Annotated in this window: 14 protein-coding genes; 7 read left to right on the forward strand and 7 right to left on the reverse strand. The window is 60.5% G+C overall.

Annotated features, from left to right (window positions below; translation table 11 throughout):
• The first annotated feature begins 39 nt into the window (after positions 1 to 39).
• Together E0F99_RS03340 and rlmF are read left to right on the forward strand one after the other, a co-directional pair.
• Complete coding sequence (locus E0F99_RS03340; protein WP_083359985.1) at positions 40 to 2,892, forward strand: valine--tRNA ligase; 2,853 nt, start codon at positions 40 to 42, stop codon at positions 2,890 to 2,892.
• A 139-nt stretch (positions 2,893 to 3,031) separates the two neighbouring features.
• The gene (gene rlmF, locus E0F99_RS03345) at positions 3,032 to 4,051 is read left to right on the forward strand and encodes a 23S rRNA (adenine(1618)-N(6))-methyltransferase RlmF (RefSeq protein ID WP_130908704.1); all 1,020 of its coding nucleotides are present in this window, start codon (positions 3,032 to 3,034) and stop codon (positions 4,049 to 4,051) included.
• 78 nt (positions 4,052 to 4,129) lie between these two features.
• On the opposite strand, the gene E0F99_RS03350 is transcribed toward rlmF, so the two are convergent.
• Entirely contained in the window at positions 4,130 to 4,411 is a 282-nt protein-coding gene (locus tag E0F99_RS03350) for an HU family DNA-binding protein (RefSeq protein WP_003188840.1), read from the reverse strand.
• Positions 4,412 to 4,807: 396 nt separating this feature from the next.
• On the opposite strand from E0F99_RS03350, the gene yejK reads away from it, so the two are divergent.
• Together yejK and E0F99_RS03360 are read left to right on the forward strand one after the other, a co-directional pair.
• Complete coding sequence (yejK, locus tag E0F99_RS03355) at positions 4,808 to 5,812, forward strand: nucleoid-associated protein YejK (RefSeq protein ID WP_003171997.1); 1,005 nt, start codon at positions 4,808 to 4,810, stop codon at positions 5,810 to 5,812.
• The gene (locus tag E0F99_RS03360) at positions 5,812 to 6,162 is read left to right on the forward strand and encodes a glutaredoxin family protein (RefSeq protein WP_083359987.1); all 351 of its coding nucleotides are present in this window, start codon (positions 5,812 to 5,814) and stop codon (positions 6,160 to 6,162) included. Before yejK ends, E0F99_RS03360 begins: the two co-directional genes overlap by 1 nt.
• A 58-nt stretch (positions 6,163 to 6,220) precedes the next feature.
• Here the strand turns inward: E0F99_RS03360 and E0F99_RS03365 are convergent, their stop codons facing one another.
• From E0F99_RS03365 to E0F99_RS03390, 6 genes are all read right to left on the reverse strand, one after another.
• A complete protein-coding gene (locus E0F99_RS03365; protein WP_083359988.1) occupies positions 6,221 to 8,461 on the reverse strand; it encodes a TonB-dependent receptor in 2,241 nt (746 codons plus the stop codon).
• Between the two features lie 249 nt (positions 8,462 to 8,710).
• Positions 8,711 to 9,688, reverse strand: coding sequence for a FecR family protein (locus E0F99_RS03370; protein ID WP_083359989.1), 978 nt, complete (start codon positions 9,686 to 9,688; stop codon positions 8,711 to 8,713).
• Positions 9,685 to 10,263, reverse strand: a complete 579-nt coding sequence (locus E0F99_RS03375; protein ID WP_083359990.1) for an RNA polymerase sigma factor — start codon at positions 10,261 to 10,263, stop codon at positions 9,685 to 9,687. Before E0F99_RS03375 ends, E0F99_RS03370 begins: the two co-directional genes overlap by 4 nt.
• A 7-nt stretch (positions 10,264 to 10,270) precedes the next feature.
• Positions 10,271 to 10,597, reverse strand: coding sequence for a DUF3325 domain-containing protein (locus E0F99_RS03380; protein ID WP_083359991.1), 327 nt, complete (start codon positions 10,595 to 10,597; stop codon positions 10,271 to 10,273).
• The gene (locus tag E0F99_RS03385) at positions 10,598 to 12,172 is read right to left on the reverse strand and encodes a PepSY-associated TM helix domain-containing protein (RefSeq protein ID WP_083359992.1); all 1,575 of its coding nucleotides are present in this window, start codon (positions 12,170 to 12,172) and stop codon (positions 10,598 to 10,600) included.
• On the reverse strand, positions 12,169 to 12,471 hold the full coding sequence (locus tag E0F99_RS03390) for a DUF3649 domain-containing protein (protein WP_083359993.1): 303 nt from the start codon (positions 12,469 to 12,471) through the stop codon (positions 12,169 to 12,171). Before E0F99_RS03390 ends, E0F99_RS03385 begins: the two co-directional genes overlap by 4 nt.
• Before the next feature lie 170 nt (positions 12,472 to 12,641).
• Here E0F99_RS03390 and E0F99_RS03395 point away from each other — a divergent pair, with 170 nt between their 5' ends.
• The 3 genes from E0F99_RS03395 to fecA all read left to right on the forward strand — a co-directional run bounded on the left by E0F99_RS03395 (position 12,642) and on the right by fecA (position 16,495).
• Positions 12,642 to 13,130 (forward strand): sigma-70 family RNA polymerase sigma factor, encoded by a 489-nt coding sequence (locus tag E0F99_RS03395; protein ID WP_083359994.1) that lies wholly within the window; start codon positions 12,642 to 12,644, stop codon positions 13,128 to 13,130.
• Positions 13,127 to 14,068 carry a FecR domain-containing protein gene (locus E0F99_RS03400; RefSeq protein ID WP_083359995.1) on the forward strand — a complete coding sequence of 314 codons (942 nt, stop codon included), beginning with the start codon at positions 13,127 to 13,129 and terminating at the stop codon, positions 14,066 to 14,068. Before E0F99_RS03395 ends, E0F99_RS03400 begins: the two co-directional genes overlap by 4 nt.
• Before the next feature lie 90 nt (positions 14,069 to 14,158).
• A complete protein-coding gene (gene fecA / locus E0F99_RS03405) occupies positions 14,159 to 16,495 on the forward strand; it encodes a TonB-dependent Fe(3+) dicitrate receptor FecA (protein WP_083359996.1) in 2,337 nt (778 codons plus the stop codon).
• Positions 16,496 to 16,578 lie beyond the last annotated feature (83 nt).

Below are 16,578 nucleotides of genomic sequence, written 5' to 3' on the forward strand. Positions count from 1 at the left end.
GGCTTTCCTGAATTAATGCCAACTAGGGTCCCGCCGCGCATGGATAAGACCTACCAGCCGCACGCTATTGAAACTTCCTGGTACCAGACCTGGGAGTCCGAGAATTATTTCGCTCCGCAAGGCGCGGGCGATGCCTACACCATCATGATTCCGCCACCGAACGTCACTGGCAGCCTGCACATGGGCCATGGCTTCAACAATGCGATCATGGATGCGTTGATCCGTTTCCGCCGTATGCAGGGCCGCAACACCTTGTGGCAACCGGGTACCGATCACGCCGGCATCGCCACCCAGATGCTGGTGGAACGCCAACTCGAAGCCACCGGCCAGAACCGTCACGACCTGGGTCGCGAGAAATTCCTGGATAAAATCTGGGAATGGAAAGATCAGTCCGGCGGCAACATCAGCCGTCAGATCCGTCGCCTGGGCTCGTCCGTCGACTGGAGCCGCGAGCGCTTCACCATGGACGACGGCCTGTCGGAATCGGTGAAAGAAGCCTTCGTGCGCCTGCATGAAGACGGCCTGATCTACCGCGGCAAGCGTCTGGTCAACTGGGACACCAAGTTGCACACGGCGATTTCCGACCTCGAAGTGGAAAACCACGACGAGAAAGGGTTCCTGTGGAATCTCAAGTACCCACTGGCCGACGGCGCCAAGACCGCTGAGGGCAACGACTACTTGATCGTCGCCACCACTCGCCCGGAAACCATGCTCGGCGACGCCGCCGTGGCCGTGAATCCTAACGACGAGCGCTACCAGGCGCTGATTGGCAAGTTCGTTGAGCTGCCGCTGGTTGGCCGTCGCATCCCGATCATCGCGGATGATTACTGCGACCCTGAATTCGGCACCGGCTGCGTGAAAATCACCCCGGCCCACGATTTCAACGACTACGAAGTCGGCAAGCGCCACAACCTGCCGCTGCTGAACATCTTCGACAAAAACGCCGCTGTCCTGCCGGCCTGCCAGGTATTCAACCTCGACGGCACGCTGAACGAGAGCATCGACGGCAAGATCCCGGCTGAATACGCCGGCCTCGACCGTTTTGAAGCGCGCAAGCAGATCGTTGCCGCCTTCGACGCTGCCGGCCTGCTGGTGAGCGTTGATGACCACGCCCTGAAGGTGCCGAAAGGCGACCGCTCCGGCACCATCATCGAGCCTTGGCTGACCGACCAGTGGTACGTATCCACCAAGCCGCTGGCCGAGCCGGCGATTGCTGCCGTGGAAGACGGCCGCATCGCATTCGTGCCGAAACAGTACGAAAACATGTACTTCTCGTGGATGCGTGACATCCAGGATTGGTGCATCAGCCGTCAGCTGTGGTGGGGCCACCGTATTCCGGCCTGGTACGACGAGTCGGGCAAGGTCTATGTCGGCCGCGATGAAGCCGAAGTACGTGCCAAGCACAACCTCGGCCCGGACGTGGCGCTGCAACAGGATAACGACGTACTCGACACCTGGTTCAGTTCGGGCCTGTGGACGTTTTCCACCTTGGGCTGGCCGCAACAGACCGAGTTCCTGAAGAAGTTCCACTCCACCGACGTGCTGGTCACCGGCTTCGACATCATTTTCTTCTGGGTTGCCCGGATGATCATGCTCACCATGCACTTGGTGAAAAACGAAGACGGCACCCCGCAGGTACCGTTCAAGACCGTGTACGTGCACGGCCTGGTGCGTGATGGCCAGGGCCAGAAGATGTCCAAGTCCAAGGGCAACGTCCTGGACCCACTGGACATCATCGACGGCATCGACCTGGAAACCCTGGTGCAGAAACGCACTACCGGCCTGATGCAACCCACGCCAAAACTGCTGAAAAAGATCGAAAAGCAGACCCGCGAAGAATTCCCGGAAGGTATCGCCAGCTACGGCACCGATGCCATGCGCTTCACCTTCTGCTCGCTGGCGTCCACAGGTCGCGACATCAAGTTCGACATGGGCCGCGTCGAAGGCTATCGCAACTTCTGCAACAAGATCTGGAACGCCGCGCGCTACGTGCTGGATAAAGGCGAAGACTGCGGCCAGAACGGCGAGGCCATCGAGCTGTCCCTGGCGGACCGCTGGATCATCTCCCAGCTGCAGCGCACCGAAGCCGAAGTGACCCGTCAACTCGACCAGTTCCGCTTCGACCTGGCGGCGCAGGCCTTGTACGAGTTCATCTGGAACCAGTATTGCGACTGGTACCTGGAACTGTCCAAGCCCGTGCTGTGGGACGAGAACTCGCCGATCGAACGTCAGCGCGGCACCCGTCACACCCTGGTGCGCGTGCTGGAAGTGGCGTTGCGCCTGGCGCATCCGTTCATGCCGTTCATCACCGAAGAAATCTGGCAGCGCCTCGCGCCGCTGGCCGGCAAAGACGGCAAGACCATCATGCTGCAACCTTGGCCGGTGGCCAACGAAGCCCGCATTGATGAGGCGGCCGAAAGCGACATCGAATGGCTCAAGACCCTGATGATGGGCACGCGCAACATTCGCGCCGAGATGAACATCGGCCCGGGCAAGCCGCTGGCCGTGTTCGTGAAGAACGCCAGCGCCGAAGATCAGCGTCGCCTCACCGAGAACGATGCGCTGCTCAAGAAGCTGGCGAAGCTGGAGTCGATCACCGTATTGGCGGATGGCGCCGAAGCACCGCTGTCTGCGACTGCGTTGGTTGGCGACATGGAAGTGCTGGTGCCGATGGCCGGCTTGATCGACAAGGGCGCGGAACTGGCCCGTCTCGACAAGGAAATTGCACGCCTGCGAGGCGAAGTGCAGCGGGTGGGCGGTAAGCTGTCCAACGCGGCGTTCGTCGACAAAGCGCCGGCTGAAGTGATCGACAAAGAACGCGCCAAGTTAGCCGAGGCTGAACAGGCCTTGGGCAAGCTGGCGGAGCAACATGCACGGATTTCCAGCCTGTAAGGTGAACCCCGTGTAAGAAAGAGACCTTCGGGTCTCTTTTTTTTGGCTGGAAAACCGCGCCCACATTTAACCGAGGTCAACTTCGGAATGTGTGACAATACCCACCACTTTTGAAGCAACCCCAGAATCGACGTAGCCCATGACCACCCCCAGCACGCCAAAACCTCCGCGCAAAAAGCCTAAAACCGCAGCCACGGCCAAGCCCGTGGTACCGCGTAAAGAGGCCACCTTGCACCCGCGTAACCGCCACACGGGCCGTTACGACTTCCCGGCACTGATCAAGACCACGCCGGAACTGGCGAAATTCGTGATCATCAACCCTTATGGCAAGGAAAGTATCGACTTCGCCAGCCCGGACGCGGTGCGGGTGTTCAACCGGGCATTGCTGAAATCCTTCTATGGCATCCAGCATTGGGACATCCCGGCGGATTACCTGTGCCCACCGGTGCCGGGGCGTTCGGACTACGTGCACTTCCTCGCCGACCTGCTCGCCAGCGTCAACGACGGCAAGATTCCGCGCGGCTCCATCGTCAAGGTGCTGGACATCGGCATGGGCGCCAACTGCGTCTATCCGCTGATTGGCTACATGGAATACCGCTGGAACTTCCTCGGCTCGGAGGTCGACCCTATTGCCGTGGCTGCGGCCAAGGCCATCGTGCAGTCCAATGACCTGAGCAAGGTTATCCAACTGCGTCAGCAAACCAATCCCAAGCAGATCTTGCTGGGCCTGCTGGAACCAGGTGAGCGTTTTGACCTGACCATGTGCAACCCGCCGTTCCATGCGTCCATGGACGAAGCCACCAAGGGCAGCGAGCGTAAGTGGCGCGCTTTGGGCAAGGCCGATCCCAAGCGCAAGCTGCCGGTGCTGAACTTCGGTGGCCAATCGGCGGAGTTGTGGTGTGAAGGCGGTGAAGCGCGCTTCGTAACGCAGCTTATCGCCGAGAGTGCGCACTTTGCCCACAAGGTGCTGTGGTTCAGCACGCTGGTGTCAAAAGCGTCGAACTTACCCGCGATCGAGACCGCTCTGAGAAAAGCCGGTGTGCTGGAAAGCCAGGTGGTGGAGATGTCCCAAGGCCAGAAACAAAGCCGTTTTGTGGCCTGGACCTTCCAGACCAAGAACGAACAGCAGATCTGGCGCCAGCGGTGGGTCCGCGACTAGCCCTTCATCAGAGTAAAACTGCAGGCAACAAAAAACCGTGCCCGGATCGCTCCGGAGCACGGTTTTTTTTGCTGCGTCTTACTTGTTAACAGCGTCGGTCAGGCCTTTGGCCACAACCAGCTTGATAACTTTCTTGGCAGCGATTTCGATGGCAGCGCCAGTCGAAGGGTTACGGCCAGTACGGGCAGGACGCTCGGTCACTTTCAGTTTGCCAACGCCTGGCAGAGTGATTTCGCCGCCGTTTTCCAGCTGATCAGCAACAACTTGGCTCAGTTGGTCCAGCAGAGCGCGCACGGTAGTTTTCGGTGCGTCTACTGCTTCAGCCAGGTCAGCGATCAGTTGGTCTTTAGTAATAGCCATTGTGGTGTTCCTTCCCTATCAAATTCATATGGATTGCAGAGTGCAGTGTCAGCCATCGAGCCCGACCGTCATGGCCTGGCACCCCCGGCCATAACCACGGAGATCGGGGTTATAGATGCTTGAAACGGGGATTGGTTCGACCTGACAGATGCTGAATGCACGCTTAACGCCGAGTCTTGGCGTAAGACGGGGCAAAACTAGCACAGAGACGAGGAAATATCCGCCTCAACATACCCATTTGGTCAGCTTTATCGCTCTAAACCGTGAAAAAAAGGCAGATAGCCCGTCGGAGAGCAGCCAAAACGTCCTTCGAAGCGTGCCATGCCCAATGGGTGCGGTACACTGGGCGACTTTTTGGGGAGGCCAACCGCTCCCCTTCAACCAGCCGAGAAGCCTATGCCGATCCGTCATTGCATTGTTCACCTGATCGACAAAAAACCCGACGGCACACCCGCAGTTCTGCATGCCCGCGACTCCGAGCTGTCCGAGTCCGCAGCCATCGAGAACATGCTTGCCGACCTCAACGAGAGCTATAACGCCAAGCAAGGCAAGGCCTGGGGTTTCTTCCATGCCGAGTCCGGCGCGCACCCGTTCAGCGGCTGGTTGAAGGAATATTTCGACGGTGGCCAAGATTTCACCACCTTCAGCCGCACAGCGGTCGAGCACCTGCAAAAGCTGATGGAGGAGTCCAACCTCTCCACCGGCGGCCACGTGCTGTTTGCCCACTACCAGCAAGGTATGACCGACTACCTGGCCATCGCCCTGCTGCACCACAGCGAGGGCGTGGCGGTGACCGATGAACTGGACGTGACCCCATCACGCCACCTCGACCTCGGCCAGTTGCACCTGGCGGCGCGCATCAACGTCTCCGAGTGGCAAAACAACAAGCAGTCCAAGCAGTACATCTCCTTTATCAAAGGTAAGAACGGCAAGAAGGTTTCGGAGTACTTTCGCGACTTTATCGGCTGCCAGGAAGGCGTCGACGGCCCGGGCGAGACCCGCACCCTGCTCAAGGCGTTCAGCGACTTCGTTGAAAGCGAAGACCTGCCGGACGAATCCGCCCGCGAGAAAACCAAGACCCTGGTGGACTACGCCAGCAGTCAAGCCAAGCTCGGCGAGCCGATGGGCCTGGAAGAACTCTCGGGGTTGATCGATGAAGATCGACCAAAAGCATTCTACGACCACATCCGCAACAAGGACTACGGCCTGTCGCCGGAAATCCCGGCCGATAAACGCACCCTCAACCAGTTCCGCCGCTTCACCGGCCGCGCCGAAGGCCTGTCGATCAGTTTTGAGGCACACCTGCTGGGCGACAAGATCGAGTACGACGAAGCCGCCGGCACCTTGATCATCAAGGGCCTGCCGACCCAACTGACCGACCAGCTCAAGCGCCGTAACTGATGCTCGGCGGGGTTTTCAAGAAGGTCCTGCTGGTGTTGCTGTTGGTGGTGGTGATCCAGAACTGGGGCAAGATCGAGCGATTGTTCAACCCCTCGCAGGTGGTGTCGGAGCAGGTACGCGCTTCAGCGCGCGTGGTGCTCTACTCGACCGAGTGGTGTGGCTACTGCAAGCAGATCCGCCGCTTTCTGGACCAGAAAGGCATTGCGTACCAGGCGCTGGATATCGAGAAGGACGCCCAGGCGCGCAAGGCGTATGAAGCGTTGGGCGGCGGCGGGATTCCGTTTGTGGACGTCAATGGCACGCTGATTCGCGAGTTCAACCCTGAAGCGATCATGGCTGCCCTCAAGTAACGCGACCTCAAATGTGGAAGCGGGATTGCCCGCTCCCACATTTAGTGTTGCAGCGTCTTTAGAAATTGGCTTCCAGCGACACCATTGCCGTGCGCTCTTCGCCGACGTTGTAATACGCCGTGCTCGGCGCCAAGCCATTCACCGGTGCCGAGTTGAACGCCACGGTGCGCGCCGAGCTCAGGTATTCCTTGTCGAACACGTTAAGCATCGAGAAGCGCAAGGTCGCCGACTGGATGACTTTCTTGTCCACCGGCAAGTAAATACCAGCGTTGAGGTCAAACACCGTGCGGCCTTCGATTTTTTCCTTGTTGGTCAAATCGCCATAGAAGCTGCCGACGTATTTGCCCGCAATGTTGCCGTAGAACCGCGCGTCGTCATACCCGAATACCAGGTTGAACATGTTTTCCGGCACGTTGGCCAGTTGCTTGCCCGCCGTCGGCAATAACACGTTCTTGCTGAGCAAATTGTCTTGCTGCTCCGACTTCGTATAGGTGTACGAGGCGTAGTAGTTGAAGTGATGTGGCAGCAGGCCACTCCACTCCAGCTCCAGGCCTTTGTTTTCGACGCTACCGACGTTGAGCACCATGTAGTCACCGGCGGAGTCGGTGGTCGACACTTGGCGATCCTTGAAGCTGATGTAAAACAAGGTCGCGCTCAACGCCATGTCGTCTTCGCTGTAGCGCCAGCCGAGTTCCTGGTTCCAGCTCAACTCGGACTTCAGGCTCACCGAGTCGCCCTTGTTGTACAGCACGTAGTTCGGCGGCGTGCGCATGTTGCGGGTGACGTTGTAAAACGTCTGGTTACGCTCGTCGACCTGGTACTTGGCGCTGAAGCCCGGCAGGAACTGGTGGTAGCGGGTGTTACGTTTTTCCGGCTTGTCGTACAGGCTGCCGAGGTTGTTGCCGTCACGCTCGACGTATTGGTACGCCAAGGTGCCGACAAAACTCAGGTCGGGGGTGGCTTGCCAGCTGTCCTGCACCCAGAGTTTCTGCGACGGGGTGACCGTGTAGTAGTGGCGGCCTTGGACGGTGGCGCCGTTCTTGTCGACCACCTGACCGCCGCCGTTGTAGTCGCCCCACACATCACTGGGCGCGCCTTCACTGTTGATCCCGATAAAGGGCTGGGTCTGGCGCTGGCGTGCGCGTTCATACCAGTAGCCGTAGTCCAGGCTGTGTTCTTCGTTGATGTCCCACTTCATTTTCGCGGTGACGCCAGGGCGCCAGGTTTCGGTCCACGAAGGGCGGTAGTAGTTGGCCGATTTCAGGTTGCTCAGGTCGTAGTTGCCGGCCTTGTCGGATTTGGGCCCCAGGTTCGACGCGGTCTGGCCGCTGAAGCTGCCACCGTTGGCCCAGTAGTAATACGGCGTAACCGTCAGCGCCAGGTTGTCTTGCAACTGCCAGCGCTGGGTGAGCGTGGCATTGACGCTTTCGAACGGATTGCGGTTGAGCTTATAGGACGAAGACAGCAGGCCAGACTTGTAAACTGGAGTTTGCGCGTAGTCCTTGCGCCGCCCTTCGTTCTCAAATTGCGCTTTGCTCAGGGTGTTGTAGTTGTAGTTTTCCTGGTTGTTGTATTTGACGGTCGCCAGTGTGGAGTTGCCACTGCCATCTTCGAACAGGCTGCTCCACTCGACTTTGTCGCTGCGCATCGTGCCTTTGCCGCGCCACTTGTCACTTTCCAGGTGCGATGCCGACACCCAGGTCTTGAGGCCGCCGAAATCGCCGGTGTTCAACCGCACGAAGGTCTTGCGCAGGTCATTGGCGCCGACGATCTGTTTGGCAAATAACCCGGACTCTTTAGTCGGCCGAATCGTGATCATGCCGATATTGCCGCCGCTGGAACCGATGTGCGGGCCGTCCGCCTCGGAGGAGCCTTGGGTGACAAACACTTCGGCGAGGTTTTCCGGGTCGCCCAGTTGGTTTGAATACACGCTGTAGTTGCCCGAGTCGTTGATCGGCACGCCGTCAACGGACACACCGAGCTGGTCAGAACTCATGCCACGCATGGTGAAGTTGGTGCCGCTGGTACCGCTGGCGTCATCGCTGGAAACGTTGATGCCTGGCGTGTACTTGAGCTTGTCGATGGCGTTGGCGGTCGCCGACATTTGGTCCATGGCTTCCTTGGTCACCGTCGACCGCGCCTTGGCACTTTCTTCGCGAATCATGTGGCCGTTGCCCAGCGTTTGTTTACCGGCGATATTCACCGAGCCCACATCCTGAGCGTCGTCCGCCAAAACCAGCGGCGCAAAGCCACCCAGGCCCGAGGCTAAAAGCAGGGCATAAAGATTGTTGTAGTTCACCTGTAGATCCCTTACTGACGTTGCTCTGTTGTATGGGGCAGTCGCGCCGGCACTGGGTTGGCAGACGACGCTTAGCTTCCTGACCACTTGCTCAGGAACCCGAGGATGATCCACGCCACGTGTAACGGTTTGGTGACAGGTCTGGGTGATTGCGATGAAGGTTCGGTGAACGGTCTGCAGGCACCGTGGGGCACGGGGCGTAGAGGCCGACTTGAGGATGCTTAGGCGTCATTAAGGCTTGATATGTAACTAGCGCAACACAATCATGCGGCCCAACAGGTTGTGCTGTTCGAACCCGAGCACCGCCTGCAAGGCATTCAACACCGCCTGTGGGTCTTTGCTCGGAAAGCTGCCGCTGACACGTTTGGCGGCCATCTCATCATTCAGCAGCAGGATTCGGCCAGGGTAGTAACGGCGCAGGTCCTGTACCACGTCGGCGAGCGGCGCCTTGTAGTAGTTGAGCCAGCCGTCACGCCAGGCCAGGCGTGATTCGCTGTCGACGGTGTGCATCGGTTCAGCCACCCCCTCGGCGTAGGCCAGTTGCTGGCCTGCGGTCAGAATTTGCTGCTGGCCCTGTTTGGACGGCGTCACGCCAACCCGGCCGGACAACACTGTCACTTGGGCCCCGGCCGGTTGCAGGCGCACTTCGAACTGCGTCCCCAGCACCCGCGTTTCGCCACTGCCAGCGCCGACCACAAACGGCTGGCCGGTATGGGTCACGCTGAAAAAACCCGCCCCGCGTCGCAACTGGATATGGCGCTCGCCGTGGCTGAAATCCACGGCGATGGCGCTGTCGGCATCGAGGGTGACCTGGGATCGATCGGCCAGGGTCACAGTTTTCACTTGCCCCGGTGCCGTGACGTAATCGGCGCCAACGTCATCGACCCAGCGCCACGGCTGCCAACCGCCGCCCATCGACACCATCACCAGCAAGCAGGCGACCATGGCCAAGGCGCAAGACCTGCGCACCACGCGCGAACGCTTTGCGGTATCCATCGCATGGAGGTAGCCCTGCAAGGCCAAGGCGTCTTCGTCCGCCAGTGTGCGTGCCGGCACTTCGCTTATCTCCCACAGCACCTGCGCTTGAGCGTAGGCCTCGACGTGCGCAGGGTCGGCACGCAACCAGCGGCTGAACGTTGCCTGGTCACCGCTGCTGGGCTGGTCGTGCAGCAAGCTCAGCCAGTCGAGGGCGGCCTGTTCTTGGGAGGGTGTGGGGGTCGCGTTCACGGTGCTTTCCCTGGCGTGCGTGGCTGCATGGGTTCGCGAAGGCTGGCCTTGCAGGCTTCGAGGGCACGCATCATATGTTTTTCCACCGCACTTTGGGACAGCCCCATCGCCTTGGCGATTTGCGCGTACTTGCGGCCATGGATGCGGTTGAGCAGGAAAATCTGCCGGGTGCGCTCCGGCAGGCTGCGCAGGGCGGCTTCGACATGGCGCAGATCATTGCCCGCTTCGAGCGCTGCCTGGGGCTCGGAGCCCTGGTTGTCTTGTTGCTCCGGCAGCCAGCCTTCGCTGCTACGTACACGGGCGCCTTCACTGCGCAAGTGGTCGATGGCGATGTTGCCAGCGCAACGCAGCAAGTAGGTGCTGAGTTCTTCGACCTGCACCAACGGGCGGCGCCAAAACCGCAGGAACAGGTCCTGCACCAGGTCGGCCGCCGTGGCACGGCAGCCCACGCGGCGGCTGACCAGGGCTTCCATCTGCGCGCGCTGCGACAAAAATACCTGCAGGAAATGCGCACGCCCACCGGCCGCATCGGTGTGCGGGCTGTCTTGGGGTTGCGGTGGCGTGCTGATGATCATGGGAGGCTCAGAATAAGGCGAACGCCGCGACAGGGCTGGCCAGCAGGCCGACGCCCGCCAGGATCAAGGCCAGTCTTGGCCGATACGGCAACAGCAACACCAGCAGCAATGCGCTGAGCATCAATACGGCGCACCACTCCACCAGGCCTTGGGCCAAGCCCGAGGCAACCGTCGCAGGCCCAGTCGACAGCCCCAGCAGCAACCCACCGGCCGTGCGTAATGTGAGGCGTCGCACGGGTGAGGGCTTGCTGTGCAGCAGCTCACCGTGATGGCGGTCGGTGGACAGGCACAGCGCGGTAAACCCGGCGTAGCACATCAGCAGCGCGAGCAACATTCAGTTCGCCTCCTGCTTGAGCGTCAACGCACGTACGCCTTGGGCCTTGGGCTGCGGCGCCGTGCGGTGCTGCATCTTCCAGGCCGCCCAGGTCAGGAACAGGCCGCTGGCCAGGCACGTCAGGTCGAAACCGGCCATGGCCCAGTCACCGCTGAGCAGTGACACACCCAAATGCTGCGAGGTGGTCAGCGCGTTGAGCAGTGGAATCGCCACAAACAGCAACGCGGCGAAGCTCAGTTGCTCAACCCAGCCCTGACGACCTCGACGCAGTACGGCGTGCAGCACGCTCAAGCCCCAGGCGATAAAAAAGGCCTGCACTTCCCAGTCGGAGCGCTCGGCGAAGTTCACCGGCAACAAACGGTTGGCCCAGAAAAAAACTGCGATGGCAATCATCAACCCGCACATGCTGGCGATGTTCAGCACTTCCACCAGCCGCAGTTCAAACGGCATCACGCCGGTTTTGGCGTGCTTGAGTTGGCGCTTGCCGAGCCAGATCACCAGGCCCGTGCCGATCATCGCCGTGCCCGCAAGACCACAGATAAAGTACAACCAACGCAGCACCGGGCCAGCGAAATGGCCCATGTGCAGGCCGTAGAAGCTGCCGCCAATGGCAGCGGGTAGCGACTGCTCGCCACTGACGCGCAACACCTCGCCAGTGGTGCCGTTGAACGACACACTGCTGCCGAAATCATGCGCCACGCGGTCGGCACCTGAACGCACCACATTGACCGAGGCGTTCACATCGCCCGGGTTGTTGACCACTAAACGGCCAACATGCCCACCGCCCCATTGCTCGCGCGCTTGCTGGTACATCGGCAATAACGGCAGCAATTTACCTGGCTGGCCGAGCGCCGTCGCATTGTGGGTGTTGGGGAACACTTCATTGAAAAACCCACGGCTGTCGTCGCCGTAGGAAGCCACGATCGGCGCGGGCATCACCATGCTCATGAAGATCACCAGGCTGCTGTAAGTGATCATCAAATGAAACGGCAGCACCAGCACGCCGACCGCATTGTGCCCGTCGAGCCAGGAACGCTGGCCTTTGCGCGGGCGGAAGGTGAAGAAGTCCTTGAAGATTTTCTTGTGGGTGATGAGGCCGGTGATCAGCGCGACGAACATCACCATCGCGGCGATGGTCGACAACCAGCGGCCCCACGGGTAAGGCATTTGCAACTGGAAGTGGAAGCGATAGAAGAATTCGCCACCCCTGCTTTCACGGGCCTCGACCACTTGGCTGGTGACCGGATTGAGGACTTTCTGGATGAAATTGCCGCGTTTGCCGGGGTCGACTTTGTCTTGCCACATCACCGACAGGCCAGGGTCACGGCTGTCCGGCAGGGTGATAAACCAGCGCGCGGCATTGGGCGCCTGTTGCTGCAGATAGGTTTGGGCAGCGGCGAGGCTGCGCGCATCGTCCAGTGGATAAGCCTGCACTTCGGGCTGCATCCAATGGGTAATTTCGTCTTTGAAATACGCCAAGGTGCCGGTCAGGAAAATCGCAAACAGCAGCCAGCCAAAGATCAACCCGGCCCACGTGTGCAACCAGGCCATCGCCTGGCGAAAGCCCTCTTTCATGTGCGTGCCATCCAGAAACCTACGCCGGCCAAGGTCGCGAACAACGCACTCGGCAAGACCACACCCGCCCAGGCGCGCCACGCCGTGCGGCAGGCAAAACACCAGAGCACCGCCAGCAGGTAGAACACGAACGAACTCATCATCCCGGTAATCACCGCGTCGGCGCGGGACGTGGGTATCCACAACGCCAGGCAGACCGCTGCCAGGGACGCCATCAGATAACCGCCCACCACCGCTGCCAACACACGCGAGGTGACGGCAAGGCGGTAGGCAACGGGCAGTGAGGTTTTGCTTTTCATGCGGGAGGCGCCAGGTTCATCAGTGCGCAATATTAATGATAAATATTCTCATAAGCAAAAGAGAACGGATGAATCACCGGCCTTGCCGGATTGCCGAACCTCGTCACGCACCCTAAAATGCGAACAATTCTTGTTCTCTAAAGCATACCGATGCTTGTGGAGTGATTGCGTTGCAGCCGTCCAATACCGTCGAAGTTCTGTACAACGACCATCATCACTGGCTCACCGGCTGGTTGCGACGCAAGCTTGGCTGCCCGCAAAGCGCCGCCGACTTGGCCCAGGACACGTTCATCCGCGTGCTAACAGGGCGGGAAACCCCGACGCTGATCGAACCCCGCGCCTTCCTCACCACCGTGGCCAAGCACGTACTGTTCAATTTCTACCGCCGCCAGGACCTGGAGCGCGCCTACCTCGACGCACTGGCGCACATGCCCGAACACGTGACGCCGTCGGAAGAAGAACGCGCAATCATCCTGCAAACGCTGATGGAGCTGGACCAATTGCTCGACGGCCTGCCCGTCCAGGTCAAACGCGCCTTCCTGCTGGCCCAGCTCGACGGCCTGACCTACGCGCAAATCGGCGCTGAATTGGGCATCTCCATCGCCACGGTCAAACGCCACCTGAATAAAGCCGCCATGCGCTGCTACTTCGCCCTATGAACGTCTCCACGCAAGTCGCCGAGCAAGCTGTGCACTGGCTGATGGAAATGCAGCAAGGCGCGCTCAACCCGCGCCAGCAAGCCGCCTGGCAGCAATGGCTGCAGGCCCACAGCGAGCACCAACGCGCGTGGGACCATATCCAGCGCGTCAACCAACGCCTGCGCGGCATGCCCTCGCCGCTGGCGCACGCGGCGTTGAACGCGCCGACATCCAGCAGCCGGCGCCAGGCCCTCAAGCTGCTGCTGATCCTCGGCGCCGGTTCGGCTGCGGCCTGGAGCCTGCGCCAGCAGCATATTCTGCCGCCGCTGAGCGCCGACTACCGCAGCCCCGTCGGCCAACGCCGCAAGGTGCAATTGGCCGACGGCAGCCAGTTGCAGCTCAACACCGGCAGTGCGGTGGATGTGCATTTTGACGGCAGCCAACGTTTGGTCCGCCTGTTGGAAGGCGAAATATTGCTCACCGCCCGCCCCGGCGATACGCCCCTGCACGTGCTGACTGGCCAAGGCCTGCTCAGTAGCCAGGCGGCGCGCTTTAATGTGCGCCAATTCAACGGCCATACCCAACTGGCAGTGTTCGACGGCCATGTCGACGTGATGCCCAAGACTTACAGCGGCCTGCCGCTGACCGTCGAGGCCTCGCGCCAAGTCAACTTCACCCGCAAAGGCTGGGACACCCCGCGCCCTACCGACGCCAACAGCGGCGCCTGGGCGGACGGCATGCTGGTAGCGGCGCACATGCGCCTTGAAGACTTCCTTGCCGAGTTGGGTCGCTATCGCCGTGGCCAGGTCAACTGCGACCCGCAAGTGGCCAACCTGCTGCTGTCCGGCAGCTACCCGCTGGATGACAGCGAACGCATCCTCGACCTGTTGGAAGTCAGCCTGCCGGTCAAAGTGCGGCGTTTTACCCGTTACTGGGTGACGGTCCAGGCACGCGCGTAAATTATTTTTAAAAGAAATGAGCCGTTTTCCACACCTCGCGTGACAGAGAAGGAAAGCCACCTTGATCCTACCTTCTCAGGACCGCCCTTCATGCCCCAGCAACCGACACTTCTTGCCCGCACCTTGCGCCAACTCCTACTTGGCGCCAGCCTGAGTTTTACCGTGCTGCCGCAGGTACTGGCCGCTGAAGCCAAGCCGTATCACATCGCCCCGGCGTCGCTGGAAGCGGCATTGAATCAATTTGGCCGCGAAGCCGGCGTGCTGATTTCCTTCGGTTCCGAGATCACGGCGGGTATACAAAGCCGTGGTTTGTCGGGCAACTACAGCGCCGACGAAGGCTTGCAAAAACTGCTCGAAGGCACTGGCCTGCACGCCCGCGCCGAGGGCGAAAACGCCTACAGCCTGCAACCGGCCAGCGCCCCTGCCACCCTCCAATTGCAAACCTCTAACGTGGTCGGCGACTGGCTCGGCGACGCGGCGCAAACCAATGTGTTTGAACACCCCGGCGCGCGTGATGTGATCCGCCGCGAAGAGTTCGAGCGCCAGGGCGCAACCCAGGCGCGTGATGTGCTCAACCGCATCCCCGGCGTCAACGCCCCGGAAAACAACGGCACCGGCAGCCATGACATGGCGCTGAACTTTGGTATTCGCGGGCTCAACCCACGCCTGGCTTCGCGCTCCACGGTACTGATGGATGGCATTCCGGTGCCCTTCGCGCCTTATGGTCAACCGCAACTGTCGTTCGCGCCGATCAGCATGGGCAACATGGACGCCGTGGACGTAGTACGCGGCGGCGGCGCGGTGCGTTACGGCCCGCAAAACGTCGGCGGCATCGTCAACTTTGTGACCCGCGCGATCCCGGATGCACCCACCGTCAAAGGCGGTTTGCAGACCGAGACCAGCCCGTCCTCCAGCCATGATGGCTTCAAGACCACCGGCAATTTGCTGGCAGGCGGCACGGCCGATAACGGCCTGGGCGGCGCGATTCTGTACTCCGGCACCCGTGGCGGCGACTGGCGCGAAAACAGCAACACGCGCATCGACGACTTGATCCTCAAAGGTAAATACCAGCTGGACGACGCCAACAGCTTCAACGCCATGGCGCAGTACTACGAAGGCCAGGCCGATATGCCCGGTGGCTTGAACGTCAAGGACTACAAGGCTGATCCGTACCAATCCACCCGCCCCTACGACAAATTCTGGGGCCGCCGTACGATGTTCAACGCCGGTTACCGCTACCAGGAAGACCGCCGCGAATTCACCGCCAACACCTTCTTCACCACCACGTTGCGTAATGGCTACCTGGACCAGGGCAACTTCCTCTCGCTGTCACCCCGCGAGTACTGGGTACGCGGCCTGGAAACCCGCTTTGCCCAAGGCTTCGACCTCGGCCCGAGCAGCCACGAGGTCGGCGTCGGCTACCGCTACATCAACGAAGCCGGCCATGAGTTGCGCTACCGCACGCCGATCAGCGCCAACCAGCAACTGCCCGACACCAACAGCCGCAACGACCGCGATACGCGTGGCGCCACCGAAGCCAATGCGTTTTTCGTCGATGACCGCATTGATATCGGCAAGTGGACCATCACCCCGGGCATTCGCTACGAGATGATCGAGTCCCAGCAGACCAACAACCTGACCAACGTGAAGTACAAGGGCGACTACAACACCGCGTTGCCGGCATTGAACGTGCTTTACCACCTCACCGAAGACTGGAACCTCTACGCCAACACCGAAGGCTCGTTCGGCAGCGTGCAGTACAGTCAAATGCCGAACCGCGTGAGCAGCGGCGAAGTGAAGCCGGAAAAAGCCCGCACCTGGGAACTCGGCACGCGCTACGACAACGGCACCCTGCGGGCGGAAATCGGCGCGTTCCTGATCAACTTCGACAACCAGTACGACAGTAACCAGACCAACGATTCGGTGATTGCCCGTGGCGAAACGCGCCACCAGGGTATTGAGTCGAGCATCAACTACGCCCTCGACGGCTTGAGCCCGGCGCTGGCCGGGTTTGATGTGTACGCCACCTACGCCTATGTCGATGCAAGCATCCGCGAAGACGGCTCGAACAAAGGCAACCGCGTGCCCTTCTCGTCCAAGCACAAAGGCACCCTGGGCGTCGGTTACACAGAAGGTCGCTGGAAGCTCAACCTGGACAGCAGCTACCAGAGCAGCCAGTTCGCCGACAACGCCAACACCCAGGCGGAAACGGCCGACGGTGCCAATGGACGCATCCCCGGCTACATGCTGTTCAGCAGCCGCGCAGCGTATGACTTCGGCCCACAACTGTCGGATTTGAACGTGGCAGTCGGGGTAAAAAATATCCTCAACAAGCAGTACTACACACGCTCGTTCGACGATAACAACAAAGGCAAATACGTGGGTGAACCGCGCACGGTGTACGTGCAGACGTCTATCGCGTTCTGATTGCCTGAGTCATAGAACGCTGGTTAAGAAGTGGCACCTTACAAACGATGCAAAACCCTGTGGGCGCTGTGGGCGCTGTGGGC

The sequence above is a fragment of the Pseudomonas antarctica genome (assembly GCF_900624995.1).
Taxonomy (GTDB): domain Bacteria; phylum Pseudomonadota; class Gammaproteobacteria; order Pseudomonadales; family Pseudomonadaceae; genus Aquipseudomonas; species Aquipseudomonas antarctica.